This window comes from Micromonospora sp. NPDC049523, assembly GCF_040676775.1.
Classification (GTDB): domain Bacteria; phylum Actinomycetota; class Actinomycetes; order Mycobacteriales; family Micromonosporaceae; genus Micromonospora_G.
In genome coordinates, this window is sequence record NZ_JBFAPP010000031.1 from 44,842 (window position 1) to 70,170 (window position 25,329).

Genomic DNA, 25,329 nt, shown 5'->3' on the forward strand with positions numbered 1-25,329 from the left:
CGGGGGAGTGTCGACGATCAGGTGACGCGCCCGGTAACCCGGAGCCGCTACGGTCAGCGCGAACACTGACGTATCCCAGGAGGTTTGCGTGGCTTTCCCCGAAGATGTGCTCACCGCGGACGAGCACGTCGTGCTGCACCTGCATCCGCACTGGAAGGCCCTGATCCGGCCGGTACTGGTGCTGGTGCTCGCCATCGCCGCGGTGATCGCCGGGGCCGTGCTGCTGCCCGACGGCAACGGCGGCACGATCGGCCTGTACGTGATTGCGGCGATCGGTCTGGTGGCCGTGCTCTGGCTCAGCCTCTGGCCGTTCCTGGTCTGGCGGGCCACCCACTACCTGTTCACCAACGAGCGGGTGGTGCTGCAACAGGGTGTCTTCCACCTGGACCGGCGGGACATCCCGCTCGGCCGGGTGAACGACCACACGATGAACCAGCACTTCGTCGAGCGGCTGCTCGGCTGCGGCACGCTGACCATCGAGTCGGCCGGCGAGCGCGGACAGACGGTACTCACCGACATTCCGCAGGTCAGCCACGTGCAGACCCGGCTCTACGAACTGGTCGAGGCGGACCACGACAAGCACTCGCTCGGCGAGGGCGAGCTGCGTGAGGTGCTCGCCGACGTCAGCGAGGGCAAGCCGCTGCGCGAGAAGCCCTGACCTGGCTCGCGCCGTTTCGGACGGATCGCCGGCACCGGGTGTCAGAACCCGGTGTCGTCACCGTCGCCGGACGGGACGGCCGGCTCGCGTAGTGCGAACCAGCCGCGGAACCTGGTCCGCAGCACCTCTTGTTCCGGCTGGTCGTCATCGTCCAGCCGGAACATGGTGGCGTTCAGGGTGACCGTACCGAGCCCGGGCCGGGCGATGGAGTGCTTGCGGCCGATCACGTCGAGTCGGGTGGCGAGCCGGTCACCGGCCCGTACCGGGGCGAGCCAGCGCAGTTCCTCCAGCCCGGGCGAGGCGTCGGCGGCGGTACGGGACAGCACGTGGTCGACGTACGCGCGCATGAACAGGCTCACCGTGAAGAAGCCGCTGGCGATCCTCGTGCCGTAGTGACTCTCCCGTGCGAGTTCGGCGTCGAGGTGGTACCACTGCGGGTCGAAGCGTTCCGCGAAGGCGAGCATCTCGGCCTCGTCGACGCGGGTCACGCCGAGGTCGAAGGTCCGACCGGGGGTCAGGTCCTCGAAGAAGAGGTCGGCCGGGGCGCCGGTGCCGGATCGCACCGACTGTCCGGTCCGTGCGGTGCTGCTGTCGGTCACCGCGGTCGGGTCGTTCAGTGCGCGGTGGGACGGTGGACGGCAGCGGCTCGCAATTCGTCGGCGAACTCGGCCGCCAGGTCGTCCTTGACCCCGAGCAGGTCCTGCTCGACCGCCGGAATCTTGCCGTTGGTGTGGCCGTCCGGCGCCCGGTGGGACGACTCCTCCAACTCGGTGACCGCCTCGGCCAGTTCGGCCACCGGGTCGAGTTCGACCAGCCCGTCCGCGGTGTGGTCGTGTCCGCCGTCGTGCGTCGCCACCGGCTGGAAGACGAAGGTCCGGTACGACCAGAAGCGGAACACCGTCGCCACGCCCACCCCGACGACCTTGGCGATGTTCAGCGCGAGCAGCCCGTGGATGCCCAGGCCGTACTTTGCCGCCGCCACCGCCCCGAGTTCGATGGCGAGCCCGGTGGTGTTGAACAGGAAGAACAGGAGGTATTCGCGGCGCATCGCCGACTTCGGGCGGTCCCGGTAGGTCCAGTACCGGTTCATCAGATATGAGCTGGTCGCCGCGATAACGGTGGCGATGACCGTTGCCTTGAGCTGCCCGTTCACGAAGACCGTCAGCACCAGCGCGTTGAACACCGCGAAGTTGACTATGGTGTTCAATCCGCCCACGATGCCGAACTTCGCGGCTTCGCGGGCGAACTTCTGCCAACGGTCGGGGAGCAGCCGGACAAGACGCATTTGGACACCTTAGGGCAGGACAACTCCGACCGGCAGCGGTCGGCGCGCAGGTGGGCGCCAGGTCACGCTACTTGTCACTCTTGGTAATTACGTCCGGAGCATCCTGTGCTGCCGGACCAACAAAGACAAACCGCCGATAAGACCAGAACCGGAACAGAGTGCCCAGTGCGGCACCGACCAGGTTCGCGGCGATGTTGTCGGCGAGCAGCGACTTGAAGACGCCTGGCCAGATGCTGCCGAGGGCGTAGTGGCTGATCCCCAGGCAGGCCAGGGCGATGCCCAGACCAACCGTGTTGAAGAAGAAGTAAAGCCCGTACTCGCGGGCCATGCCGGTGCGTTCCCGATGCCGCCAGGTCCAGAACCGGTTCCCGACGAACGCGATCGTCGCGGCGACGACGGTGGAGACCGTCTTCGCGCTCAGTGTCTCCATCTCCCAGGCCTGCCGGGCGACGTTGAACACCGCCAGGTCCACGGCGAACGCGACCCCACCGACCAGACCGAATTTGCCCAACTCGCGGACGAGATGGCCGAACCGGTTGAGGAGGGTGCGGAATAGGCCCTGCCGGGTGCCCGGGGAAGAGGGCTGGTCGCCGGTTACGGTCGCTGACACGTGTCGAGCCTACCGGCTCCGGGGCCGCCCTGACTCCCGGCTACCGCGAGTCGTCCCCGGGCGCGCCGGACAAGCGGAAACCGCTGCACCGCAACGGGTCCACTGTCACCCAACGGTGACAGCGGGACACAGACGGCCGCCTGGTACGGCTGGGATACAAGCGCCTCGGCCGGGTGCGGTTCTCGCGCCCTCCGCAAATCGTCGCGCGGCACATCCGACGACACATCCGGCGGCACGTCGGGTCGCTGCCGCGCGGGAGCGCTCGCAAAGATTTGCGTGAAACTGCGCGTGGGAGCGGGAGATTGCTCGCCTTACCGCAAAACCACCGTATCTTGTGCAGTTCTTCACAACCGGTCCCGCTGCCCCGATCGGCTATTCGGTTTAGGCTGGTGGAAATCCCAGGCTTTTACACCGGCGAGCATCTCCAGCCCGCCGGGTGTTGCTTCACCCCTCATATCGGTCAGCGTCGACCACAAGGAGATTCGTCATGTCTGCTCCGGCAACCATCCGGGGGCTCGATCAAGCTCCTACGTCCCACTCGAAGCTGCTCGCCTGGGTCAAAGAAGTCGCCGAGCTAACCCAACCCGAACGTGTGGTCTGGGTGGACGGCTCCGAGGCGGAGTGGCAACGGCTCACCGAAGAGTTGGTGCAGGCAGGCACGCTGGTCCGGCTCAATCCGGAGCGCAAGCCCAACTCGTTCTGGGCGCGTACGGATCCCTCCGATGTGGCGCGGGTCGAAGACCGTACCTACATCTGTTCGGTCGACGAGGCAGACGCCGGCCCCACCAACAACTGGATGGCGCCGGCCGAGATGAAACGGCTGATGACGGACCTCTACCGCGGATCAATGCGTGGCCGGACGATGTACGTCATCCCGTTCTGCATGGGCCCGCTGGAGGCGGAAGACCCCATGTACGGCGTGGAAATCACCGACAGCGCGTACGTGGTCGCGTCCATGCGCATCATGACCCGGATGGGTGCGACGGTACTGGAGGCGATGGGCAAGAACGCCAACTTCGTACCCGCACTGCACTCGCTCGGTGCCCCGCTCGCACCCGGTCAGCAGGACTCGATCTGGCCGTGCAACGACACCAAGTACATCTCGCACTTCCCGGAGTCCCGCGAGATCTGGTCGTACGGGTCCGGTTACGGCGGTAACTCGCTGCTGGGCAAGAAGTGCTACTCGCTGCGGATCGCCAGTGTGATGGCTCGCGACGAGGGCTGGCTGGCCGAGCACATGCTGATCATGAAGGTCACCTCCCCGGAGGGGAAGGTGCACTACATCGCGGGTGCGTTCCCGTCCGCCTGCGGGAAGACCAACCTCGCCATGCTGGAGCCGACCATTCCGGGTTGGAAGGTCGAGACCATCGGTGACGACATCGCCTGGATGCGGTTCGGCCAGGACGGCCGCCTGTACGCGGTCAATCCCGAGTTCGGTCTGTTCGGGGTGGCGCCGGGCACCGACTGGAAGACCAACCCCAACGCCATGCGCACCCTCGACCGGGGCAACTCCATCTTCACCAACGTGGGGCGTACCGACGACGGCGACGTCTGGTGGGAGGGGATGGGTGAGCCGCCGGCGCACCTGATCGACTGGAAGGGCAAGGACTGGACGCCGGACAACGGTGAACTGAGCTCGCACCCGAACTCGCGGTTCTGTACGCCGCTGGCCCAGTGCCCGATCGTCGCGGACGAGTTCAACGACCCGAACGGGGTGCCGATCGACGCGATCCTCTTCGGCGGCCGGCGCAAGGACACGATTCCGCTGATCACCGAGGCCCGGGACTGGGTCCACGGTGTCTACATGGGAGCGACGCTCTCCTCGGAGACGACCGCCGCGGCAGCCGGCCAGGTGGGTGTGGTCCGCCGCGACCCGATGGCGATGCTGCCGTTCATCGGTTACAACGCGGGCGACTACTTCGGACACTGGATCGAGATGGGCAAGGGCACCGACGGTGACGCGGCCAAGCTGCCGAAGGTGTACTACGTCAACTGGTTCCGCAAGGACCAGGACGGCAACTTCCTCTGGCCCGGGTTCGGTGAGAACTCGCGGGTGATCAAGTGGATCGTCGAGCGGATCGAGGGCCGCGGGGCCGCCGTCGAGACGCCGATCGGCATGGTGCCGGCGCAGGACGCGCTCGACGTCGAGGGTCTGGGGCTCACCCCGGAGGATGTCCGGATCGCGCTGAAGGTCGACGTGGACGAATGGCGCGACGAGCTGCCCATGATCAACGAGTGGTTCGAGAAGTTCGGCGACAAGCTGCCGGGTGTGCTCTGGGCCGAACTGGACGCGCTGCGGGCTCGCCTGGACGCCGAGCAGCCTGCCTGAGCCGAAAAAAGGACACGCCGGCCGAGGCGGGACAAGCTATCCGTCCCGCCCGGAAGCGGGCATCATCAGCAGCATGACAACGGCCGCCGGGACCAGTGCTCGGCGGCCGTCCCGCTGCCCACCCGCCGTCGCGCCGACCGCCGCTCCGACCGGCTACGCGACGACCGCCGGTCCGGTCGGGTACGCACCGACCGCCGCTCCGACCGGGTACGCACCGACCGCCGGTCCGATCGGGTGCGCGACGACCGCCGGAGCACTGCGGTGACCATGGACTGCTACGACGTCGTGGTGGTCGGTGCCGGGCCGGCCGGGGCGAGCGCCGCGCTGGCCGCCCGCCGGGCCGGGGCGAGCGTGCTCCTGCTGGACCGCTCCGACTTTCCCCGGGACAAGGCGTGCGGGGACGGAATCGCCGCCCACACGCTGGACGTACTCGCCGATTTGGGGGTCCGGGACGCGGTCGCCGGCTTCGCGGCGGTGCCGGCGCTGCGGATGGTCGCGCCGGGCGGGGGTCAGGTCGCCCGACCGCTGCCCCGGCCCGCGTACACGGTGCCTCGGCGGGTCTTCGACGCCCGTCTGGTCGCCGCCGCGGTTGCCGCCGGTGCGGAACTGCGCCGGCACACCGTACGCCGGATCGAGAGCCGGCCCGACCGGGTGGTGCTGGACCGGATGCTGGCGGGGCGGGCGGTGGTCGGCGCCGACGGCGCCGGTTCCGTGGTCCGCCGTGCGCTCGGCCACGGCAACAACCCCGACGGCCACCTGGCCATCGCCATCCGGGGCTACGCCCCGGCCGCCGACGGCCCGCTCGAGCAGCAGATCATCACTTCCGGCACCGAGTGGCCGGCCTACGCCTGGTCGTTCCCGATCGGCGACGGCCGGGCCAACGTCGGGTACGGCGAGGTCCTGCGCGGTACCCCGGTCAGCCGGTCCCGCCTGCTCGACGGCCTGCACACCCTGCTGCCCGACCTGGCGGCCGAATCCGTGACCGACCTGCGTGCCCACCACCTGCCGCTGTCCACCCGCCGACCGGCGCCCGGCCGGGACCGGATAGTGCTCGCCGGTGACGCGCTCTCCCTGGTCAACCCGTTCACCGGGGAGGGCATCTTCTACGCCGTCCTCTCCGGTGCCCTCGCCGGTACGGCCGCGGCCCGCTCCCCGCGCCACGCCGCCGACCGGTACGCCCAGGCGCTGCGGCGCCGTCTCGGCCGGCACCTGAGGCACAGTTCGGCGGTCGCGCGGCTGGCCCGGCACCGGCTGGTGGTCGACGCGGCCATCCGCGCGGCGCAGCGTGACCGGCGAGTCTTCGGGGTGATGGTCGAGTTGGGGCTCGGTGACGGGCTGCTCGACCTGCGCACCATGCGGAAGATCGGACGCGGACTCGCCGCCCGGGGATAGGCGCCCCCGGCTCGCCCCGGGATTTAGGTCGTTAGTCTGCAGGGGATGACTCTGCGGGACCTGGTCTACTCAGCGTACGAACGGCGGTTGGCGGCGAAGCTGGCCGGTAAGCCCGTGCCCCAGCACGTCGGCGTGATGTGTGACGGCAACCGAAGATGGGCCCGCGAGATGGGCTACGTCGACCCGAACGACGGCCACCGGGTTGGTGCCGCCAAGATCAAACATGTCCTGGAGTGGTGCGACCAGGCCGACATCGGGCACGTCACGCTCTATCTGCTCGCCACCGACAACCTGCGCCGGCCCGCGAGTGAGCTGGACCCGCTGCTCCAGATCATCGAAGACCTGGTCGTCGAACTCGCCGAAGAGGGCAATCCGTGGCGGCTACGGATGGTCGGCGCACTCGACCTGCTACCGGCACAAACCGCTAGCGCGCTGAAGGCCGCCGAGGAGCGTACCCAGGAACGGGCCGGTGGTGCCCAGGTGAACATCGCGGTCGGGTACGGCGGCCGCCGCGAGATCGCCGACGCCGTACGGTCGCTGCTCTACGAGCACGCCGCGGCCGGCGGGACCATCGAGGAACTAGCCGAGGTCCTCGACGTCGAGCACATCGCCGAGCACCTCTACACCCGCGGCCAGCCCGACCCTGACCTGGTCATCCGTACCAGCGGGGAGCAGCGCCTGTCCGGCTTCCTGCTCTGGCAGTCGGCCCATTCCGAGTTCTACTTCTGCGACGCCAACTGGCCCGACTTCCGCCACGTCGACTTCCTCCGCGCCCTGCGCTCGTACGCCAGCCGCCAACGCCGCTACGGCGTCTAGCCCGCCCCCCCCGGGCACCCACCCCTCGCCCCCGCTCCGTACCCATCCTCGGTCCGCTCTTGTAGTGAAAGAGTGCGAAACCGCGCTGGGATAGCCACTCTTTCTCTACAAGAGGGGCCGCTTCTCTACAAGAGGGGCCGCGGAACCACGTGAGTGGTGGGGTGGGGTGGGTGGGGTCAGTTGAAGCGGTGGACGGCCTCGGTGAGGAAGTCGCCGAGGGCCTCGGGAGAGTCGATGGTGAGGTCCGCGGCCGTGGCGACCTCCTCGCCGGTCTCGGGGTTCGCGACCGCCACGCACACGCCGAAGAAGTCGGGGTGGGTTTCCTCGCGGGCCCGCAACGCGGCGAAGGCCTTGATGTCGGAGACGTCGTCGCCGAAGTACCAGGCACAGCCGGCACCCTGTACGGCTTCCCCGATGACCATGCCCTTGTCGCGGTCGACCGGGGGCTTGATCTCGATGACCATCCGCCCGACCTGCACCCGCAGGCCGCGGCGCTCGGCCTGCTCCCGGCCCCAGGACTCGATGGCCCGGCCCAGCTGCGGCGCGGTGCGGTAGTGCAGGGCGACGGAGAGCCGCTTGTACTCGACCAGGGTGCCGCCGGGTAGCTCGTCGCGGGCCTGCTGGGCCAGTTCGGCCATGGTCGGCACCCAGGGCAGCGCGGTCGGTTCGGTCACCGTCTCGCCGGACCCGTGGCTGTGTTCCAGCCCGTAGAGCCCGTAGAGGTCGACCTCGGCCAGCCCGTTGAAGTGGTCGCGGAGGAACTCGACCGGACGGGCCGAGACGATCGCCACCCGCTGCACCATGCCGGCCAGGGCGTCGAGGGCCGCGAGGACCTTCGGTGCCGGCTGGACCGCGGTCGGGTCGTCCTGGACCGGGGCGAGCGTGCCGTCGAAGTCGAAGAAGAGCGCACACTGCCCGGCCCGGTCAGTGGTGGCCTGCCAGGCCTGTTCCGCAGTGAGGGGACGGGTCGGGCGCTGATTGCCCGTGTTGATCGGCCGCACGGGCGTCAGCGTACCCCGGTCGTTACGGTCTTAGATGGAGTCCAGCTGAACCTTCAGTCGTCGCCTCCGAGCATGGCGCGGCGGCTGTGCATCCGTGGCCCGATCGGCACCACCGACGGGTCGGGGTGGCTGAGCAGGTAGCCCTCGACGAACCCGGTGTTGCGGTCGCCCGCATGGCTGTCGAGTTCGTTCAGGCGGGCGATGAGGAATTCGGTGAGCGCGGTGACTCGCTCGTTGAGTCGTTCGTGCAGATCGGCGACGACGGCAAGAACGGTCGCGACCCCGGTGGCGGTGAGAGCGATCATGTTCACCACTACCGGAAGCTCCGCGCCGTTGACCGTGCCGAGCACGACATTGGCGGTCACGCACAGTGTCACTGACACCGCCGCGACCATGACTGCCATCCATTTCAGGGTCATGGCTAGACCCCTCCTTCTGTCCCGCAGGGCTGGGTTCGGCTTTGTCCCGTCCCCCCGCCGACGACGAGCCCAAGCAGTACGAAAAGGCACGTTAGCGCGCGTGTTCAGGTGCTGGTGCGGTACGCATGAGAAGCATGTAGATTCTTGCGCCATTTGAGGAACTAGCCTGCTCGCTTACCTCCTTTTCGGACATCTCCTGGCAAGGTGGGCCGGTAAGCCAGATATCTGATTGTCTCTCTGATGTGAAATTTCTCCGCCTCGGAGACATTTGGATCTACCAGTCGGCGGAGCAGCGCTTCGACGTCCGGGTCCATCGGCGGAGCGCTCGGTGCGGGTCGTCCTGAGGTGGCCCGGTCCCAGCCGAGCACCCCGAAGGCGGTGGTCGCGGGAATGCCGAGTCCTTCACAGAACGCGACGACGCGTTCGGCCTCCGGGTCGCTGGCCCACTCGCCGCGTACCCATCGGTTGATGGTCTGGCGGGAGACGCCGGTACGCCGGGAGACCTCCGTGCCGGACCACGCGCGGGTGGCGCGGGCGTCGTCGAGGGCCTTGCGTACGAAGGCGGCGAAGGCGATCTTGCGCCCGTGGGCACTGTCCGGCACGCGGTGACGGTACGGCCAGTCGTCGGATTCTGCCGGGGCCGATGTGCTTTCGTGCCGTGCACGTGACACTTGGGTGGGGATCCCGGTAAACGACTTCGTGCTCGTGTTGAGGGGTATCACGTGGTCAGACTAGTGGTACGCGGGTCTGGGGGTAATCAGACGAAAAGATGATACTGTCACGTACGTGGGACGATCTAACGTGTGTCACGTGCTTGAGACCATCTGTGCTCACGTGGGTCACTTCCTCGTGACAGGAGGGATTCGGTGACCGAACTCGCAACCCGTGCCCAGGCATTCGGGTTGATCGCCGACGGGGTGGCCGCCGGGCTCAGTGCCCCGTGGCGCCTCTATCTGGCCCGGGGTTGTCGTTACCTGTCGCTGAACGTCGGCGACCGGGCCGAGTGGAACTCGTGGCGTACGCACCTGGGCTGCCCCGAGCTGAGCGTGCGGGTCTACGACGCGGGCGGGGAGATCCGTCGGGCCTCCGTCGCCGAGATCGTGCTCGACGGCTGCCGGATCAGTGTCGAGCTGGTCGAAGAGGTGAGTACGGACGATCTCGATCGGCTGCTCATCGCCGATCCCACCCCGACCGAGTCGGAGGACTCATGAACGGGCGACACGTACCGGCCGGGGTGGCCCGATGAGCCCCTTCTTCGCGGTTTTCCTCGTACTCCTGCTTGGTTCGTCCAGTTACGCCGCGGGGCGCCTGCACGGCCAGCTCAGCTACCGGATCGGCTACCGGTTCGGTTACCGCCAGGGTTACTTCGACGGCGACCGGGGGGCCTGGAACCGCCGTCGGCGGGAAGCCCAGGCCGCCATCGCCTCGGTACTGGCCGGTCCGCCGACCGGTACCGCAGCCGCTCCGGACCCCGCCGCCGGGGACCAGGGCACGACGTACACGGGTTCTTCTTTCGCGGGGACCGCAACCAACGGCGGACGGCACTCCACCGACGCGTACGCCGGCCGGAACGCTTAGCCGGCGGTGCGGTGGGGTGAGCGGTCACCCGCGATCACGGTGCGTCGTCCGCGGCGGACACGCACCGTCGGGATCACGTCAGACCGGTGACGGTGATCCCACCGGCCGGGGTGCGCGCAGGGGGCATGCATCCCGGCCGGTCTCCGTACCGCCGGGCCGGGGGTTGATCGGACTCCCGGCCCGGCGGGTAGCACCGGCGCGGGCCGCCGCCTCCGCCCCAGGGCGCTTACCTGCTGTTACCGGCACTCACGAGTGACCGCGAGCGGCGTGGACGGGCGGCGAGCGGGCTATGGCGAGATGCATTCCGTATGCCCTAGCCGCGTCGGCGTCCGGCAGCTAGCGTCTAGGCATGGCGAGGGGTCCTCCCACGCCAGCCGGCCGGCCCGGACTCTGAGTACTGATCCATGGGGCCCGCATCCGACCCCGTGGTTCCGGGCACCGGACGAGGCGGAACGCGGGTGGACCGGGTGCACGCCCGCCGGAGCAGCCTGTGACGACTCGCCGTACCAACTCCAGGGCCGACCAGGACCCGGGCGCGACTCCCGCGACCGGCCGTGCAAAGGGCGGACGGAGGGCCACCACGGCCCCGGCCGCCGGTCTGGAGCCCGCACCAACCGGCCGCGCCTACGTTCTGGACACCTCGGTGTTGCTCTCCGACCCGGCGGCTTTCCACCGGTTCGCCGAGCACGAGGTCGTGCTCCCGCTCGTGGTGATCTCCGAGCTGGAGGGGAAACGACACCATCCGGAGCTGGGCTGGTTCGCCCGTCAGGCCCTGCGCATGCTCGACGAACTACGGATCAAGCACGGCCGGCTGGACCAGCCGGTGCCGACCAACGACGCAGGCGGCACGCTGCGGGTCGAGCTGAACCACGCCGACGACTCGGTGCTGCCGCCCGGTTTCCGCAACGAGTCAAACGACACCCGGATCCTCTCGGTCGCGCTCAACCTGGCCGCCGAGGGCCGCGAGGTCATCCTGGTCAGCAAGGACATGCCGCTGCGGGTCAAGGCCGCCTCGGTCGGCCTGACCGCCGACGAGTACCGGCACGGCCAGGCCAGCGACCCGACCTGGACCGGCATGACCGAGCTGGAGCTGGGGGAGGAGCAGATAAACCAGCTGTACGCGGGTGAGCCGCTGGACCTGGACGAGGCGGCCGGGATGCCGTGCCACACCGGTCTGGTGCTGCACTCGCCCCGGGGCTCGGCACTCGGCCGGACCGCCCCGGACAAGACCGTACGGCTGGTCCGCGGCGACCGGGAGGCGTTCGGGTTGCGCGGCCGCTCGGCGGAGCAGCGGATCGCGCTGGACCTGCTGCTCGACGAGTCGATCGGGATCATCTCGCTTGGTGGCCGGGCCGGCACCGGCAAGTCCGCCCTGGCGCTCTGTGCCGGGCTGGAGGCGGTGATGGAACGCCGCCGACACAAGAAGGTGATCGTGTTCCGCCCGCTCTACGCGGTCGGTGGCCAGGAGTTGGGCTACCTGCCGGGGTCGGAGTCGGAGAAGATGTCGCCGTGGGCGCAGGCGGTCTTCGACACGCTCGGCGCGGTGGTGCACGACAACGTCATGGACGAGGTGCTCGCCCGCGGGATGCTCGAGGTGCTCCCGCTGACCCACATCCGGGGTCGGAGCCTGCACGACGCCTTCGTCATCGTGGACGAGGCGCAGTCGCTGGAGCGTGGGGTCCTGCTCACCGTGCTGTCGCGGGTGGGCCAGGGATCCAGGGTGGTGCTCACCCACGACGTCGCCCAGCGCGACAACCTCCGGGTCGGCCGGCACGACGGGGTCACGGCGGTGATCGAGGCGCTGAAGGGGCATCCGCTCTTCGCGCACGTCACGCTGACCCGGTCGGAACGGTCCCCGATCGCGGAAGTGGTCACCGATCTGCTGGAGGACATCCCGTTGTAGCGGCGATGCGTTGGGGCCTTTGACCTGGTTTAAGGCTATTATTTGAGTGGTCCAGGTCACAATCGTGCTTGTTGGTTTCCCAGCCGACTCACTGTGCGCAATGGTGTGCTTCGAGCAACTCCTGCCCCACGGACATCGGTGAAGATCGGTATACCAGGGGCAAACGGTACGGATGATCACGAGTCGTCCGGCCCGGAGATCCGCCGGATCTGGGTGCTCGCGGCGCGTACGTGCCGGCCGCCGGGCCGGTTCGCGCCAGTCCTTGTCCCCGACGAAGGGATCACTTCGTGAGTCGGCTGTGGAGCCGCTTCGGCGTCCGGACACTCGCGGTCTCACTGCTGGTGGTGGGCGTCACCGGCGGATATTTCCTGGGCCAGGACCGGGAAACCCAGCAGGTCGGCATCAACGCCCAACTCATCGCCGACGCGGAGCGCGCGGAGTTCGACCTGTTGCGTGAGCGCAACGCCGCGCACAAGCAGGCGATGGCCGCCCAGTTGGCCGCCGAGCGGGAAGCCACCCGCAAGGCCGCCGAAACCGCGAAGGCAGCCGCCGAGCGGGCGCGCAAGGCCGACGCGGCGGCCGACCGGAAGAAGCGGGAAGCCAAGGCGGCCAACGCGCCGGTCAAGCCGTACGAGGGTCCGATCCCGGACTCGTGCAACGAGTACAGCGGCAACCGCGCGATCGGCTGCGCGCTGATGCTGGAAGCCGGGTTCCCGCTGGCCGAGATGCCCTGCCTGGAGAAGCTCTGGACCAAGGAGAGCGGCTGGAACCCCAAGGCGAGCAACCCCTCGGGCGCGTACGGCATCCCGCAGGCAAAGCCCGGCAGCAAGATGAGCAGCGCCGGTGCGGACTGGCAGAACAGCGCCGCCACGCAGATCAAGTGGGGGCTGGGCTACGTCAAGAGTCGGTACAAGACGCCCTGCGGGGCGTGGTCGTTCTTCCAGAGCAAGGGCTACTACTGAGCACTGGAGAACCGCAGCGACGTCGAAGGGGTACGGGCGAGCGCCCGTACCCCTTCCGTCTGTTTCCGGGCGGACCGGGAGATTCACGTCGGCTGGCCGTGGGAGCGGTGCCGGACGTGCCGAGTCGGGTGGCGGTTGTCGGCAATAGCTGATAGCTACTTGAGGGTGACATTCGATTCCCGTAGCGGCGGAGACCCGTACCGGTTCGGCACCGACGCCTTCTACGCCTCCCTCGGCAAGGCGTTCGTGGCCATGTGCGCGGTCGTGCCGGTGCTCTTCGCCATCGAGGGGATCGACTACTGGCTGGGCGCGGGACTGGACGCGACGGCCGGGATCATCCCGCACCGGATCGACGGCCTGGACGGCGTCTTCTTCGCGCCGTTCCTGCACCACGGCTTCAACCACCTCTACAGCAACAGCGTCCCGCTGATCCTGCTCGGTACGTTCGTGCTCGCCGCCGGAGCCCGCCGTTTCCTCTACTCCACCCTCGTGATCATGTTCGTCAGCGGGCTCGGGGTGTGGTTCACGGGCTCGGCGAACTCGGTCGTGGTGGGCGCCAGCGGGATCATCTTCGGCTACCTGGGACTGCTGCTCATGCGCGGCATCGTGGAGCGGAGTTGGTGGAACTTCGCGGTGGTGCTGCTGGTCGGGCTCCTCTACGGCGGGCAACTGTTCGGCGTACTGCCGACCGACGAGCCGATCTCCTGGCAGGGGCACCTGTTCGGGCTGATCGGCGGGCTGGTGGCGGCGATCCTGTTCCGACGCCGCCCGCAACGGGACGCCTACTCCTCCGAGTCGACGCTGAGCTATCCCTGACCGGAGATCTTCCCTGCTCGTCGGGGCCGCCGCCGGCCACATTGACCATGGAAGTGTCTTGCCTAGTCCTCATCCGGCCACCTACGGTCGAAATCAGCAGCTGTTGATCCGTAGGCGGAAGGCGACGGTGAGCACATGCGTGAGGTCGATGTCGCCATAATCGGGGCTGGTCCGACCGGCCTCTTCGCCGCCTACTACGCCGGATTCCGAGGCCTGTCCGTCGCCCTCGTCGATGCGCTGCCCGAGCCCGGCGGGCAGGTGACCGCCATGTACCCGGAGAAGGTCATCTACGACGTGGCGGGCTTCCCGGCGATCAAGGGTCGGGACCTGGTGTCGAACCTGGTGGTGCAGGCCGCCGCGTTCGGCCCCGAGTACCTGCTCGGCGTACGGGCCGAGAAGCTCTCGTACCAGGCGGACCGGCCGGTGTTGAGCCTGAGTGACGGCACCGCCCTGCACTGCGGATCGGTCCTGATCACCGGCGGGCTGGGCAGCTTCACCCCCCGACCGCTGCCGGCGGCGGACAGCTTCGTCGGCGGCGGCATCGTGTTCTTCGTACCGCACCTGGCCGACCTGGCCGGCCACGACGTATTGATCATCGGTGGCGGGGACTCGGCCTTCGACTGGGCACAGGCACTGGCGCCACTGGCCGCGTCGGTCACCCTGGTGCACCGGCGGGAGAAGTTCCGGGCGCACGCCGCGACCGTGGAGCGGGTACGCAAGCTGCCGGTCCGGATCGTCGTCAACGCCGAGGTGACCAGGCTCCACGGCGACGGCACGGTCACCGGCGCGGACATCGTGGTCAAGGGCGGCGTCGCGGAGACGGTGCCGGTGAACACCGTCGTCGCCGCGCTCGGCTTCACCGCCGACCTCGGTCCGCTGGCCGAGTGGGGACTGGCGCTCGACAAGCGGCACATCCTGGTCGACAGCACCATGTCGACCAACCTGCCGAGGGTCTTCGCCGCCGGTGACATCACCGAATATCCGGGCAAGGTCCGGCTGATCGCCACCGGGTTCGGCGAGGCGGCCACCGCGGTCAACAACGCCGCCGTGGTGATCGACCCCGCCGCCCACCTGTTCCCCGGTCACTCCTCAGACGCGGGCTGACCCTGCGGGCGTACCGGACCGGGTGGGATCAGGGGAGGCCGGCGAGGTCGGCCATCAGCCGCATCTGGTGGTCGAAGTAGAGCTCACGCTGGTCGACGACCTGTTCGAGGCGACCGAAGATCTCGAAACTGACCAGTCCGAAGAGTTGACTCCAGCCGGCGAGGCCGCGGGCAAGCTGCTCCTCGGTGAGCGCATCGTGCGATCCGGCGGCCCGTCCGCCCTGATCGGCGGCGTCGGGGTATTGGGCGATCAGCCGGGCCAGGTCCGCGCGTACCGGGGGCGGGGGTGCGGACGTCGGTGGCGGGGTGAGCCGGCCGGTGCGGGCAGCGTCGAGCAGGATGCCGCCGAGGGTCAGCACCACCCGTTGCGCGGACGCGGTGGTGTCCGCCGGGGCGACGTAGCCGGGCACCGGGCTGCCGTAGATCAGGGCGTACTCGGCCGGGTGGTGCAGTGCCCACTGCCGGACGGCGTGGCAGACGGCGAGCCAACGGCCGCGCAGGTCGGTGTCGGTCGCGGTCGCGTCGGCCGCCTCGGCGGCATCGCCCAGAGCGCGGTACGCGTCCACGATCAACGCGGTGAGCAGCTCGTCGCGGCTGGCGAAGTACCGGTAGAGCGCGGAGGAGACCAGGCCCAACTCGCGGGCGACGGCGCGGAGCGAGAGGTTGGCGCCGTCGGTGGCAAGGTGCCGCCGGGCCACCGACTTGATCTCCTCGGTCAGCTCGGCGCGTACCCGGGCTCGGATCGAAGGTGCGGTCATGGTGCCAGCGTGCCACATTCGAGATCAGTCATCAAAAAAGAGAGCAGCGCTCTTGACGGACGCGTTGGGCCCTGCCAGGCTGCATCGAACAGAGAGAGCAGTGCTCTCCAAAAGAATCCCTGATCTGGAAGGCGTGCCAAACATGTCGGTTCACGTGATCGTCGGTGCCGGTCCGGTCGGCTCCGCCGCCGCCACCCTCCTCGCCGAGCGGGGCGAACGCGTTCGCCTGCTCACCCGCCGGGGCACCGGCCCCGAGCACCCGGCGATCGAACGCGTCGCCGCCGACGCGACCGACGCGGACCGGCTCACCCAACTCGCCACCGGGGCGACCGCGCTCTACAACTGCGCCAATCCGGCGTACCACCGCTGGGCCACCGACTGGCCACCGCTCGCCGACGCACTGCTGCGGGCGGCGGAACACTCCGGTGCGGTCCTCGCCACCGTCGGCAACCTGTACGGCTACGGCTCGGTCGACGGCCCGATGACCGAGGCCACGCCGCTACGGCCGAACAGCGTCAAGGGCGGCGTACGGGTGCGGATGTGGCAGCAGGCGCTGGAGGCGCACCGGGCCGGCCGGATCAGGGCCACCGAGGTACGCGGCTCCGACTACCTCGGCGCGGGCGCGCAGTCCACGCTCACCATCGTGATGGTGCCGAAGGTGCTGGCCGGACGGCGGGCGGTCGTACCGGGTGACCTCGACGCCCCGCACACCTGGACGTACGTCGGTGACGTCGCCCGTACGCTGGTCGCCGCGGCCGACGACGAGCGGGCCTGGGGTGGGGCCTGGCACGTGCCGAGCGTGCCCGCCGTGTCGATCCGGCAGGTCGCCGCCCGGCTTGCCGCTCTCGCCGGAGCGCCCGCCCCACGGCTGGCCCGGATGCCGGCACCGGTGCTCTGGCTCGGTGGTCTGTTCGACCCGACCGTGCGCGAGATGCGCGAGGTCCTGTACCAGTTCCAGCGACCGTTCGTGCTGGACTCCACGGCCGCCACCGCCCTGTTCGGGATCGCCCCCACCCCGCTCGACGACACCCTCACCGAGACGATCGCCCACGCCCGGCGTGCCTAGGCGGCGGCCTTGTCGCGGCGGCCGGCGACAACCACCGCGAACAGGGTGAGGGCCGCTCCGAGCAGGGTGAACGGTCCCGGTCGGGCGGCGTCGCCGGGTGCGGCGAGGTCGATCAGGACCGCGCCGACCACCTGCCCCGCGATCGTCGCCAGGCTGAGCAGCAGCACCCCGGTGAACCGGACCAGGGTGGCGGCGATCGCGATGAACAGGATCCCGATCGGCCCGCCGAGGTACAGCCACGGCTCGGCGGGCAGCGAGCCGGACGGCCAGCCCCGGAACACGAGGCTGACCGCGAACGCGGCGAGCAGGGCCGCCGCGCCGACCGCGAAGTTGACGAACGTCGCGGTCAGCACGCTGCCGGAGGCGGCCCGTACCCGGCCGTTGACCGCCTGCTGCCAGGCCAGGCCGAGCCCGGCCAGGAGCGGCAGCAGGGCCAGGACCAGCCCGGCCGGGTCGTCCGGGCGGTCACCGACCGCGAGGAACACCGCCGGTACGGTGAGCGCCGCACCGGCCAACCGGGCCGGGGTGACCAGTTGCCGCCCGGCCGGTCCGATCCCGGCCCGGTCGACCACCAGACTGCTCGCCGACTGGCCGGCGACCACGGCGACGGTGAAGATCGCCACCCCGAGCCGGCCGACGGTCAGTCCCTGGTTGGCCACCATGAACGCGCCGCAGGCCCCGCCGAGGCACTGCCACGGCCGCAGCGAGCCGTCGCGCAGGGCGGAACGGAACACACCGAGGTGTCGGCGTCCGGCGCGGCTGCCGAAGACCAGCAGGACGAGCGCGATCAGCCCGAGGCCGAACGAAACCACCGCGGCGGCGATGCCGTCGTGCAGCCGTACGCCGAGTTCGCCGTTGATCCGTGACTGCACGGCGACCGCGCCGCCGGAGACGACGGCGAGCCCGACGGCGCCCGCCCGGCGGCGGGTGTCGGGAGCGGGTTGTGCGACGGTACGCGTCTCGAGCAGGCTCATTCCTGCTCGGCCAGCGGGCGGCCGTCGTAGTCGACGGCCGAGTAGAGGTTGAGCTTCTCCAGCCGGTGGTAGGAGTCGATCACGCGGATCGTGCCGCTCTTGGAGCGCATCACGATCGACTGCGTGTACGCCCCACCCGAGCGGTAGCTGACCCCGCGCAGCAGGTCGCCGGAGGTGACCCCGGTTGCGACGAAGAAGCAGTTGTCGCCGGTGACGAGGTCGTCGGTGAACAGCACCCGGTCGAGGTCGTGCCCGGCGGCCAGCGCCTTCGCCCGCTCCTCCTCGTCGCGGGGCCAGAGCTTGGCCTGCATCGCCCCGCCCATGCACTTGAGCGCGCAGGCGGCGGTGATGCCCTCCGGGGTGCCGCCGATGCCCATCAGCACGTCGACACCGGACTCGCCCCGGGCGGCGGCGATCGCACCGGCGATGTCGCCGTCGGAGATGAACCGGATGCCGGCACCGACCCGCCGGATCTCCCGGATCAGCCCGTCGTGCCGGGGCCGGTCGAGTACGCAGACCGTGACGTCGGACACCTCGGTGTCCTTGATCTCGGCGATCCGGCGCAGGTTGTCGGCCACCCCGGCGTTGATGTCGATCACGTCGGCGTACGCCGGGCCGACCGCGATCTTCTCCATGTAGAAGACGGCGCTCGGGTCGAACATGGCGCCCCGCTCGGCGACCGCGAGTACGGCCAGCGCGTTCGGCATGCCCTTGCTCATCAGCGTGGTGCCGTCCACCGGGTCGACCGCCACGTCGACCTCGGGGCCGGTTCCGTCGCCGACCACCTCGCCGTTGAATAGCATGGGCGCATTGTCCTTCTCGCCCTCACCGATCACCACCACACCGCGCATCGGGATCGAGTTGATCAGCTTGCGCATGGCGTCGACAGCCGCGCCGTCGCCGCCCTCCTTGTCGCCGCGGCCGACCCAGCGACCGGCGGCCATGGCCGCGGCCTCGGTCACCCGGACCAGGTCCAGGGCAAGGTTGCGGTCCAGGTCCTGGGGGATTCGAGTCCTGGTGACGGTCATGGCGGGGCTCCTCCTCGCGACGGTGCGGGGTGAACCGGCGGAAGGCCGAGCCTGCCGCCGGCCATGTCATAGATCCTGGCATGGTTCCGAACGTTGATCAGGTTCGGGGCGCGGGTGGTCCAGGTCGCGGCAGCCGGAGCGGCTGCCAAGATGGGTACGTGGACTCCGCTGCGCCTACCGACCGTGACTCGTTCGACGGCACCCCGACCGACCGTACCCAGAGTGACCGCGCGCCGGGCCGGCTCGGGTCAAGTGACCGCACTCCGAGTGACCAGTATCGGGCCGATCCGGACGACGTCGCCACGGAAGAGGTTGTGGCGACCGCCACCCGTTCCGAGCGCTCGCCCAAGGACATGGCGATGTCGCTGCTCGTGCTCCTGATCCCGATCGCGTTGCTGATCGGGTTCTACCGGGTCTTCCTCGGTGGTGACCAGGCGGCCGAGATCGACCCGTCGCCGACCGTCGCCCAGGCCCGGTCGATCAACGCCTTCCCGGTCAGCGAGCCGGCCGGGCTGGCCGAGGGGTGGCGGAGTATCACCGCGACCCTCCAGCGGCCGGACGGTGCCGTGACCCTGCGACTGGGCTACCTGAGCCCAAACGGCGGCGGCGTCCAGCTGGTGCAGAGCAACGTACCGGCCGAGCGGTTGCTGCCGGTGGAGCTGACCGACCAGGGCCAGCCGCAGGGCCCGGCCGATGTCGCCGGGCGGAGCTGGCTGACGTACACGGCTCGGGCGGGTGAGCGGGCCCTGGTGCTGATGGAACCGGGACGTACGGTGATCGTGGTCGGTTCGGCCCGGGAGAGCGAGCTGCGCGACCTGGCCGGGTCACTGCGCTAGGCCGGTTGCGCCGCCGCCCGGAAACCGGGCCGGGGGCAGATCGGCCCGGCAATGGCAGACTCATCAGGGTGAGCGACGTGGCCGCATCGCCGGTGGATGGTGAGCTGGAAAGCTTCAGCCTGGTGGAGCTGGCCGTGCTGCGGCTGAGCCGGGAGATCCTGAGCGGCAAGAGTGATCCCGGCCAGCGGCTGGTCGAGGAGCAGTTGACCCGGCGGCTGGGGATCAGCCGGGCACCGTTGCGGGAGGCGCTGCGGCTGCTGGCCCAGCAGGGGCTGGTCGAGCACGTACCGCGCCGGGGGGCCAGGGTCGCCACCCTCTCCGACCGGGACGTGGCCGAGCTGTATGCCGTACGGGACGTGCTGGAGCGGCATGCGGTTGAGTCCGCGTTGCCGGTGGCGCAGGACAGTGACCTGGGCGGGCTGCGGGACGCGATCGAGCGGATGCGCGAGGCGACCCGGAACGATGACCGGCTGGGCGTGGCGGAGGCGCACCGGGCGTTCCACGTGGCGGTGGTCGCGCTCGCCGGCAACCGCCAGCTCACCGTGATCTACGAGTCGATCCTGGTCCGGTTGCAGCTCTACATGGCGGTCAACCTGCGCCGGGAGTCCGAGAACGCGCAGCCGTCGGACGCCGTACGCCGGCACGAGCGGCTGCTCAAGGCGGTGGCGGCGGGGGAGCCGGCGGCGGTGATCGCCGAGTTGGGCGCGCACGGCGGCCGTTCGTACCTCGACTGATCCTGGCCCCGGCGGGCTGCTCTGGCGGTCCAATGGAAGTGATCCGCGACACATTGTCGTTACCTTTGCCGCCGTTCGTCGAAACAGAAACTGTCGACAATCGACTGTATGGCAGCCCAGACATCCCCGCTGACCGACCTGCGGCAGGCGTACGCCGAAGGACGGCGGACCACCGTCGACACGGTGGAACAGGTCCTGACGGAGCTGGCCCGCGAGGACGACCGGAACGTCTGGATCAGTACGGTGCCGGCGGCGGAGCTGCGGGCCCGCGCGGCCGAGCTGCACGGCGTACGGGACCGGATGGACCGGCTCCCGCTCTACGGGGTGCCGTTCGCGGTCAAGGACAACATCGACGTCGCGGGGCTGCCCACCACCGCCGGCTGCCCCGAATTCGCGTACCTGCCCGAGCGGACCGCCCCGGTGGTCCGGCGACTGCTCGACGCGGGAGCGATCCTGGTCGGCAAGACCAACCTCGACCAGTTCGCCACCGGGCTGACCGGATCACGCTCGCCGTACGGCAGGGTCGAGAGCGTCTTCGGCGGCGGTCTCGTCGCCGGTGGCTCCAGCTCCGGCTCGGCCGTCGCGGTCGCCGCAGGCTCGGTCACCTTCGCCCTGGGTACGGACACCGCCGGCTCCGGTCGGGTGCCGGCCGCCCTCAACGGCATCGTCGGCCTCAAGCCGACCCGCGGACTGCTCAGCACCTCCGGTGTGGTGCCGGCCTGCCGCTCGCTGGACTGTGTCTCCATCTTCACCGCCGAGGTGACCGACGCGGCCACCGTGCTGGCGGTCGCCCGCGGTGTCGACACCGACGACCCGTGGAGCCGCCCGCTGCCGGCGCATCTGGTCGAGGCGCGCGACCCGGCGACGCTCCGGCTCGGTCTGCCGCCCGCGGAACAACTCGACTTCTTCGGCGACCACGGCCAGGCCGACCGGTACGCGCACGGCCTGGCCGGGCTGACCCGGGCGGTGGCCGGCGTGTCACCGATCGACCTGGTGCCGCTGCTCGAAGCCGGCGACCTGCTCTACCAGGGGCCCTGGGTCGCCGAACGGCTGGCCACCCTCGACGACTTCCTCCGGGCACATCCGGACGCGCTGCTGCCGGTCACCCGTACCGTGCTGGAGGGCGGTCGGCGTTTCGACGCGGTCGACACCTTCCGCGCGCTGCACCGGTTGCAGGAGCTTCGGGCGTGGACCGACCGGCTCTGGGAGCACGTGGACGTGCTGGTGCTGCCGACCATCGGGACCACGTTCACCCTCGCGGAGATCGCGGAGGAGCCGATCGCCCGCAACCTGGTGCTCGGCCGGTACACCCAGTTCGTCAACCTGCTCGACCTGGCCGCGGTGACCGTACCGAACGGCTCCACCGCCGACGGCCGCCCGGCCAGCCTCACCCTGATCGGGCCGGCGTTCAGCGACACCACGCTCTCCCGACTCGCCGCCGCGATCACCGCACCGGACCGTCCGGCGCCGGTTGCCGCCGCGGCGCCGGCCGTCGGTGGGAGCGCGGTTGAGCCGCCGGTTGTTGCCGCGGAGCCGACCGCCAACGGGAGCGCGGGTGCGCCGGCCACGGCGGGGCTGGTCGACGAGCCGGCGCTGCTGGTCGCCGTGGTGGGGCGGCACCTGACCGGCGAGTCGCACAACGGTGAGCTGCTCGAACGCGGCGCGGTGCTGGCGGGTACGGCGTACACGGCCCCGCTCTACCGGCTCTACCGGCTGCCCACGCCGGACGGCAACGGGCTGCCCGGCCTGGTCCGGGTAAGCACCACCGTCCGCCCCGGCACCGGTACCTCGATCGAGGTGGAGCTCTGGCGACTGCCCCCGACCGCCCTCGGGGGCCTGCTGGGCGGCGTGCCCGCTCCGCTCGGCCTGGGTTGGCTCCGGCTCGCCGACGGTCGCGAGGTGCTCGGCTTCCTCTGCGAGGCCTACGCCACCGGACCTGAAACCGAGGACATCAGCGCGACCGGCGGCTGGCGGGCGTACCGCCGGACCGTGGCATCGACGACAACAGGGAGGACCACATGACGCGGATAGGGCCGGTCAAGGCCGACCCGTACCTATGGCCGTACGACGGTTCGGCTCCGGTCGAGCGCACCGCACTGCTCTGCATCGACTGGCAGACCGACTTCTGCGGGCCGGGCGGCTACGTCGACAGCATGGGCTACGACATCGGCCTGACCCGGGCCGGCCTGCCGGCCACCGCCCGGCTGCTCGCCCACGTCCGGGCGCTCGGGATGCTGGTCGTACACACCAGGGAGGGGCACGACCCGGACCTGTCCGACCTGCCGGCGAACAAGCGGTGGCGGTCCGCGCAAATCGGCGCGGAGATCGGCGCTCCCGGTCCGCGCGGCCGGATCCTGGTACGGGGCGAGCCGGGCTGGGAGATCGTGCCCGAGGTGGCACCGGCACCGGGCGAGGTCGTGGTCGACAAGCCCGGCAAGGGCGCGTTCTACGCCACCAACCTCGACCTGGTGCTGCGTACGCGGGGCATCACCCACCTGATCCTCACCGGCATCACCACCGACGTGTGCGTGCACACCACCATGCGGGAGGCCAACGACCGGGGCTACGAGTGCCTCATCCTCGCCGACTGCACCGGTGCCACCGACCCGACCAACCACGCCGCCGCGCTGCACATGGTCACCATGCAGGGCGGCGTCTTCGGTGCCGTCGCCACCGCCGACGACGTCATCAACGCCACCACGACCTGATCCGGCACCCCTGAGCTGTTGAGGAGTGGTCATGCGCAGCGTCGACGCGCGCCCTTCCCCGTACACCTTCGACCCCGCGACCACCGCGCTGATCGTGATCGACATGCAGCGCGACTTCCTGGAGCCCGGCGGCTTCGGCGAGAGCCTCGGCAACGACGTCGCCGAACTCAGGCGCACCATCGCCCCGCTGGCCGCGCTGCTGACCGACGTCCGGGCGGCCGGCCTGACCGTGATCCACACCCGCGAGGGTCACCGGCCCGACCTGTCCGACTGCCCACCGGCGAAGCTGCACCGGGGCGCACCGAGCAAGCGGATCGGTGACCCCGGACCGAACGGCCGGATCCTGATCCGTGGCGAGTACGGCCACGACATCATCGACGAGTTGAAGCCGGTGGCCGGTGAACCGGTGCTCGACAAGCCCGGCAAGGGCGCCTTCTACGACACCGAACTCGAATCCCTGCTCGCCGAGCGGGGGATCCGCAGCCTGCTGGTGACCGGGGTGACCACCGAGGTCTGCGTGCACACCACGGTCCGGGAAGCCAACGACCGGGGGTACGAGTGCCTCGTGCTCGCCGACTGCGTCGGGTCCTACTTCCCCGAGTTCCAGCGGGTCGGGCTCGACATGATCGCCGCCCAGGGCGGGATCTTCGGCTGGGTCGGGGACTCCGCCGACCTGCGCCACGCACTGCACACCACGTCCGTGTTGCAATCCTCCTGACCGGGAGCAGTCATGGTCAAGATCGAGTCGTCCGCCGCCCCGCTGCCGTACTGGGTTCGCGGCGACACCAACGCCTTCTTCGGCTTCGGCGTCAACGTCCTGGTCAACGTACTCACGTTGACCGGGCTCTGCCTCGGAGTGATCAAACTCGGCTCCGGTGACGTGTTCGGTACCATCCTGCCCGCGCTGGGCATCGCCCTGGTGGCCGGCAACGTGTACTACACGCTGCTCGCCCGCCGGCTGGCCCGCCGGGAGAACCGGACCGACGTCACCGCGCTGCCGTACGGGCCGAGCGTGCCGCACATGTTCATCGTCATCTTCGTGATCATGTTGCCGATCTACCTGCGTACGCAGGACCCCCGGCAAGCCTGGCAGGCCGGTGTCGCCTGGGCGTTCATCATCGGCGTGATCGTGCTCGTCGGCGCGTTCGTCGGCCCCTACATCCGCCGGTACGCGCCGCGCGCCGCACTGCTCGGCACCCTCGCCGGCATCTCCATCACCTTCATCTCGATGAACCCGGCCGGTCAGATGTGGCGGATGGCCTGGATCGCCCTGCCGGTGCTGGCGTTGCTGCTGATCGGCCTGCTCACCGACGTCAAACTGCCCGGCAACATCCCGATCGGCCTGGCCGCCCTGCTGCTCGGTACGGCCATCGGCTGGATCGGTGGGGCGATGTCGGTGCCGGACGTGAGCGCGGCGGCGCGTGACATCGCGTTCGCCGTACCGTCGTTCGAGTTCGGGCTGCTGGTCGACGGGCTCACCGACATGGCGCCGCTGCTCGCCACCGCCATCCCGCTCGGGGTCTACAACTTCACCGAGGGCATGACGAACGTGGAGAGCGCGGCCACCGCCGGTGACAACTACAACCTGCGCAGCGTGCTGCTCGCCGACGGTGCCGGTGCGGTGGTCGGTGCGGCGCTCGGCTCCCCGTTCCCGCCCGCGGTCTACGTCGGGCATCCCGGTTGGAAGGCGGCCGGCGGCCGGAGCGGCTATTCGATGGCCACCGGAGTGGTGATCGCGCTGCTCTGCTTCCTGGGCATGTTCGGGCTGCTGTCCACGATCTTCCCGACCGCGGCGATCGTACCGATCCTGCTCTACATCGGACTGCTGATCGGGGCGCAGGCGTTCCAGGCGACGCCCAGGGCGCACGCGGCGGCGGTGGTCGCGGCGCTGATCCCGAACATCGCCGCGTGGGCCACGGGTCAGATGGACAACGCCCTGGCCGCGGCCGGTACGAGCGCCGCCGAGGTCGGCGACGCCGCGTTGGCCGGCGCCGGGGTGGTGTACGACGGGCTGCTGGTGCTCGGTCAGGGCGCCATCCTCGCCGGGCTGGTGCTGGGCGCGCTGGTCGCGTTCATCATCGACAAGCGTTTCTGGCAGGCGACGATCACGGCCGGGGCGGGAGCGGTGCTCTCCTTCATCGGGTTGATCCACGGCCCGCAGATCGAGTGGAACGCCAACGGCCAGGTCGCCCTCGGATACCTCTTCGTCGCCCTGATCTGCGCCGCCTTCGCCCTCGCGAAGATCCCGCCGCGCGTACCCGACCCCGACGAGCAGGATCTCGACTCCCCACCCACCCCGGAACCCGCCCCCGTTCCCGCCCCCGCCTCGTCGATCTGAGCCATCGGGTGGAGA

The 25,329-nt window shown here is 70.0% G+C and carries 27 protein-coding genes; 18 read left to right on the forward strand and 9 right to left on the reverse strand.

Translation table 11 applies throughout. From position 1 onward, the window contains the following. Positions 1 to 88 precede the first annotated feature (88 nt). Entirely contained in the window at positions 89 to 658 is a 570-nt protein-coding gene (locus tag AB0J90_RS32335; RefSeq protein ID WP_363602458.1) for a PH domain-containing protein, read from the forward strand. 41 nt (positions 659 to 699) lie between these two features. Here the strand turns inward: AB0J90_RS32335 and AB0J90_RS32340 are convergent, their stop codons facing one another. The 3 genes from AB0J90_RS32340 to AB0J90_RS32350 form a co-directional block, all read right to left on the reverse strand. Then, the gene (locus AB0J90_RS32340; protein WP_363602461.1) at positions 700 to 1,257 is read right to left on the reverse strand and encodes a MaoC/PaaZ C-terminal domain-containing protein; all 558 of its coding nucleotides are present in this window, start codon (positions 1,255 to 1,257) and stop codon (positions 700 to 702) included. 14 nt (positions 1,258 to 1,271) lie between these two features. Continuing rightward, positions 1,272 to 1,943: a GtrA family protein gene (locus AB0J90_RS32345; RefSeq protein ID WP_363602463.1), complete on the reverse strand. Its 672-nt coding sequence runs from the start codon at positions 1,941 to 1,943 to the stop codon at positions 1,272 to 1,274. A gap of 67 nt (positions 1,944 to 2,010) precedes the next feature. Then, the gene (locus AB0J90_RS32350) at positions 2,011 to 2,553 is read right to left on the reverse strand and encodes a GtrA family protein (RefSeq protein WP_363602465.1); all 543 of its coding nucleotides are present in this window, start codon (positions 2,551 to 2,553) and stop codon (positions 2,011 to 2,013) included. 487 nt (positions 2,554 to 3,040) lie between these two features. On the opposite strand from AB0J90_RS32350, the gene AB0J90_RS32355 reads away from it, so the two are divergent. The 4 genes from AB0J90_RS32355 to AB0J90_RS32370 all read left to right on the forward strand — a co-directional run bounded on the left by AB0J90_RS32355 (position 3,041) and on the right by AB0J90_RS32370 (position 7,090). Then, the gene (locus AB0J90_RS32355) at positions 3,041 to 4,882 is read left to right on the forward strand and encodes a phosphoenolpyruvate carboxykinase (GTP) (RefSeq protein WP_363602468.1); all 1,842 of its coding nucleotides are present in this window, start codon (positions 3,041 to 3,043) and stop codon (positions 4,880 to 4,882) included. A 73-nt stretch (positions 4,883 to 4,955) separates the two neighbouring features. Next, complete coding sequence (locus AB0J90_RS32360; protein ID WP_363602470.1) at positions 4,956 to 5,147, forward strand: hypothetical protein; 192 nt, start codon at positions 4,956 to 4,958, stop codon at positions 5,145 to 5,147. 2 nt (positions 5,148 to 5,149) lie between these two features. Beyond that, positions 5,150 to 6,274 (forward strand): geranylgeranyl reductase family protein, encoded by a 1,125-nt coding sequence (locus AB0J90_RS32365; RefSeq protein WP_363602530.1) that lies wholly within the window; start codon positions 5,150 to 5,152, stop codon positions 6,272 to 6,274. A gap of 45 nt (positions 6,275 to 6,319) precedes the next feature. Continuing rightward, positions 6,320 to 7,090 carry an isoprenyl transferase gene (locus tag AB0J90_RS32370; RefSeq protein ID WP_363602472.1) on the forward strand — a complete coding sequence of 257 codons (771 nt, stop codon included), beginning with the start codon at positions 6,320 to 6,322 and terminating at the stop codon, positions 7,088 to 7,090. A 176-nt stretch (positions 7,091 to 7,266) separates the two neighbouring features. Here AB0J90_RS32370 and otsB read toward each other — a convergent pair whose 3' ends face one another. The 3 genes from otsB to AB0J90_RS32385 form a co-directional block, all read right to left on the reverse strand. After that, on the reverse strand, positions 7,267 to 8,091 hold the full coding sequence (gene otsB / locus AB0J90_RS32375) for a trehalose-phosphatase (protein WP_363602474.1): 825 nt from the start codon (positions 8,089 to 8,091) through the stop codon (positions 7,267 to 7,269). 53 nt (positions 8,092 to 8,144) lie between these two features. Next, positions 8,145 to 8,510: a hypothetical protein gene (locus AB0J90_RS32380; RefSeq protein ID WP_326562590.1), complete on the reverse strand. Its 366-nt coding sequence runs from the start codon at positions 8,508 to 8,510 to the stop codon at positions 8,145 to 8,147. 161 nt (positions 8,511 to 8,671) lie between these two features. After that, on the reverse strand, positions 8,672 to 9,112 hold the full coding sequence (locus AB0J90_RS32385) for an XRE family transcriptional regulator (RefSeq protein WP_363602476.1): 441 nt from the start codon (positions 9,110 to 9,112) through the stop codon (positions 8,672 to 8,674). Between the two features lie 264 nt (positions 9,113 to 9,376). On the opposite strand from AB0J90_RS32385, the gene AB0J90_RS32390 reads away from it, so the two are divergent. The 6 genes from AB0J90_RS32390 (at position 9,377) to AB0J90_RS32415 (ending at position 14,873) form a co-directional block, all read left to right on the forward strand. Beyond that, positions 9,377 to 9,721, forward strand: a complete 345-nt coding sequence (locus tag AB0J90_RS32390) for a hypothetical protein (RefSeq protein ID WP_326562592.1) — start codon at positions 9,377 to 9,379, stop codon at positions 9,719 to 9,721. 31 nt (positions 9,722 to 9,752) lie between these two features. Then, positions 9,753 to 10,088 carry a hypothetical protein gene (locus AB0J90_RS32395; RefSeq protein WP_363602478.1) on the forward strand — a complete coding sequence of 112 codons (336 nt, stop codon included), beginning with the start codon at positions 9,753 to 9,755 and terminating at the stop codon, positions 10,086 to 10,088. Positions 10,089 to 10,578: 490 nt separating this feature from the next. Beyond that, a complete protein-coding gene (locus AB0J90_RS32400; protein WP_363602480.1) occupies positions 10,579 to 11,991 on the forward strand; it encodes a PhoH family protein in 1,413 nt (470 codons plus the stop codon). 287 nt (positions 11,992 to 12,278) lie between these two features. Next, positions 12,279 to 12,953 (forward strand): lytic transglycosylase domain-containing protein, encoded by a 675-nt coding sequence (locus AB0J90_RS32405; protein ID WP_363602482.1) that lies wholly within the window; start codon positions 12,279 to 12,281, stop codon positions 12,951 to 12,953. A gap of 165 nt (positions 12,954 to 13,118) precedes the next feature. Continuing rightward, positions 13,119 to 13,769: a rhomboid family intramembrane serine protease gene (locus AB0J90_RS32410; protein ID WP_363602484.1), complete on the forward strand. Its 651-nt coding sequence runs from the start codon at positions 13,119 to 13,121 to the stop codon at positions 13,767 to 13,769. A gap of 135 nt (positions 13,770 to 13,904) precedes the next feature. Continuing rightward, the gene (locus tag AB0J90_RS32415; RefSeq protein ID WP_363602486.1) at positions 13,905 to 14,873 is read left to right on the forward strand and encodes an NAD(P)/FAD-dependent oxidoreductase; all 969 of its coding nucleotides are present in this window, start codon (positions 13,905 to 13,907) and stop codon (positions 14,871 to 14,873) included. A 28-nt stretch (positions 14,874 to 14,901) separates the two neighbouring features. On the opposite strand, the gene AB0J90_RS32420 is transcribed toward AB0J90_RS32415, so the two are convergent. After that, positions 14,902 to 15,630, reverse strand: coding sequence for a TetR/AcrR family transcriptional regulator (locus AB0J90_RS32420; RefSeq protein ID WP_363602488.1), 729 nt, complete (start codon positions 15,628 to 15,630; stop codon positions 14,902 to 14,904). 142 nt (positions 15,631 to 15,772) lie between these two features. On the opposite strand from AB0J90_RS32420, the gene AB0J90_RS32425 reads away from it, so the two are divergent. Continuing rightward, positions 15,773 to 16,696, forward strand: coding sequence for an NAD-dependent epimerase/dehydratase family protein (locus AB0J90_RS32425; protein WP_363602490.1), 924 nt, complete (start codon positions 15,773 to 15,775; stop codon positions 16,694 to 16,696). On the opposite strand, the gene AB0J90_RS32430 is transcribed toward AB0J90_RS32425, so the two are convergent. Together AB0J90_RS32430 and glpX are read right to left on the reverse strand one after the other, a co-directional pair. Next, positions 16,693 to 17,670: a DMT family transporter gene (locus AB0J90_RS32430; protein ID WP_363602492.1), complete on the reverse strand. Its 978-nt coding sequence runs from the start codon at positions 17,668 to 17,670 to the stop codon at positions 16,693 to 16,695. The two genes, AB0J90_RS32425 and AB0J90_RS32430, sit on opposite strands and share 4 nt — an antisense overlap. Beyond that, positions 17,667 to 18,698: a class II fructose-bisphosphatase gene (gene glpX, locus AB0J90_RS32435; protein ID WP_363602496.1), complete on the reverse strand. Its 1,032-nt coding sequence runs from the start codon at positions 18,696 to 18,698 to the stop codon at positions 17,667 to 17,669. The genes AB0J90_RS32430 and glpX overlap by 4 nt, the downstream gene beginning before the upstream one ends. A gap of 80 nt (positions 18,699 to 18,778) precedes the next feature. On the opposite strand from glpX, the gene AB0J90_RS32440 reads away from it, so the two are divergent. The 6 genes from AB0J90_RS32440 (at position 18,779) to AB0J90_RS32465 (ending at position 25,314) form a co-directional block, all read left to right on the forward strand. Beyond that, positions 18,779 to 19,534, forward strand: coding sequence for a DUF4245 domain-containing protein (locus AB0J90_RS32440; protein ID WP_363602501.1), 756 nt, complete (start codon positions 18,779 to 18,781; stop codon positions 19,532 to 19,534). A 68-nt stretch (positions 19,535 to 19,602) separates the two neighbouring features. Then, a complete protein-coding gene (locus tag AB0J90_RS32445) occupies positions 19,603 to 20,268 on the forward strand; it encodes a GntR family transcriptional regulator (RefSeq protein WP_363602504.1) in 666 nt (221 codons plus the stop codon). Positions 20,269 to 20,376: 108 nt separating this feature from the next. Beyond that, positions 20,377 to 22,290, forward strand: coding sequence for an allophanate hydrolase (atzF, locus tag AB0J90_RS32450; protein ID WP_363602506.1), 1,914 nt, complete (start codon positions 20,377 to 20,379; stop codon positions 22,288 to 22,290). Continuing rightward, the gene (locus tag AB0J90_RS32455; protein ID WP_326562603.1) at positions 22,287 to 22,976 is read left to right on the forward strand and encodes an isochorismatase family cysteine hydrolase; all 690 of its coding nucleotides are present in this window, start codon (positions 22,287 to 22,289) and stop codon (positions 22,974 to 22,976) included. Before atzF ends, AB0J90_RS32455 begins: the two co-directional genes overlap by 4 nt. Before the next feature lie 31 nt (positions 22,977 to 23,007). Then, the gene (locus AB0J90_RS32460; RefSeq protein ID WP_363602508.1) at positions 23,008 to 23,694 is read left to right on the forward strand and encodes a cysteine hydrolase; all 687 of its coding nucleotides are present in this window, start codon (positions 23,008 to 23,010) and stop codon (positions 23,692 to 23,694) included. Positions 23,695 to 23,706: 12 nt separating this feature from the next. Continuing rightward, positions 23,707 to 25,314, forward strand: coding sequence for a regulator (locus AB0J90_RS32465; protein WP_363602510.1), 1,608 nt, complete (start codon positions 23,707 to 23,709; stop codon positions 25,312 to 25,314). Positions 25,315 to 25,329: the final 15 nt, after the last annotated feature.

Coding starts and splice junctions, on each gene's coding strand:
- AB0J90_RS32420 (WP_363602488.1), bottom strand. CDS start 15,630: ATGACCGCACCTTCGATCCGAGCCCGGGTACGCGCCGAGCTGACCGAG.
- AB0J90_RS32360 (WP_363602470.1), top strand. CDS start 4,956: ATGACAACGGCCGCCGGGACCAGTGCTCGGCGGCCGTCCCGCTGCCCA.
- AB0J90_RS32430 (WP_363602492.1), bottom strand. CDS start 17,670: ATGAGCCTGCTCGAGACGCGTACCGTCGCACAACCCGCTCCCGACACC.
- AB0J90_RS32415 (WP_363602486.1), top strand. CDS start 13,905: ATGCGTGAGGTCGATGTCGCCATAATCGGGGCTGGTCCGACCGGCCTC.
- AB0J90_RS32395 (WP_363602478.1), top strand. CDS start 9,753: ATGAGCCCCTTCTTCGCGGTTTTCCTCGTACTCCTGCTTGGTTCGTCC.
- atzF (WP_363602506.1), top strand. CDS start 20,377: ATGGCAGCCCAGACATCCCCGCTGACCGACCTGCGGCAGGCGTACGCC.
- AB0J90_RS32465 (WP_363602510.1), top strand. CDS start 23,707: ATGGTCAAGATCGAGTCGTCCGCCGCCCCGCTGCCGTACTGGGTTCGC.
- glpX (WP_363602496.1), bottom strand. CDS start 18,698: ATGACCGTCACCAGGACTCGAATCCCCCAGGACCTGGACCGCAACCTT.
- AB0J90_RS32460 (WP_363602508.1), top strand. CDS start 23,008: ATGCGCAGCGTCGACGCGCGCCCTTCCCCGTACACCTTCGACCCCGCG.
- AB0J90_RS32425 (WP_363602490.1), top strand. CDS start 15,773: ATGTCGGTTCACGTGATCGTCGGTGCCGGTCCGGTCGGCTCCGCCGCC.
- AB0J90_RS32355 (WP_363602468.1), top strand. CDS start 3,041: ATGTCTGCTCCGGCAACCATCCGGGGGCTCGATCAAGCTCCTACGTCC.
- AB0J90_RS32370 (WP_363602472.1), top strand. CDS start 6,320: ATGACTCTGCGGGACCTGGTCTACTCAGCGTACGAACGGCGGTTGGCG.
- AB0J90_RS32380 (WP_326562590.1), bottom strand. CDS start 8,510: ATGACCCTGAAATGGATGGCAGTCATGGTCGCGGCGGTGTCAGTGACA.
- AB0J90_RS32455 (WP_326562603.1), top strand. CDS start 22,287: ATGACGCGGATAGGGCCGGTCAAGGCCGACCCGTACCTATGGCCGTAC.
- AB0J90_RS32440 (WP_363602501.1), top strand. CDS start 18,779: ATGGTTCCGAACGTTGATCAGGTTCGGGGCGCGGGTGGTCCAGGTCGC.
- AB0J90_RS32365 (WP_363602530.1), top strand. CDS start 5,150: ATGGACTGCTACGACGTCGTGGTGGTCGGTGCCGGGCCGGCCGGGGCG.
- AB0J90_RS32345 (WP_363602463.1), bottom strand. CDS start 1,943: ATGCGTCTTGTCCGGCTGCTCCCCGACCGTTGGCAGAAGTTCGCCCGC.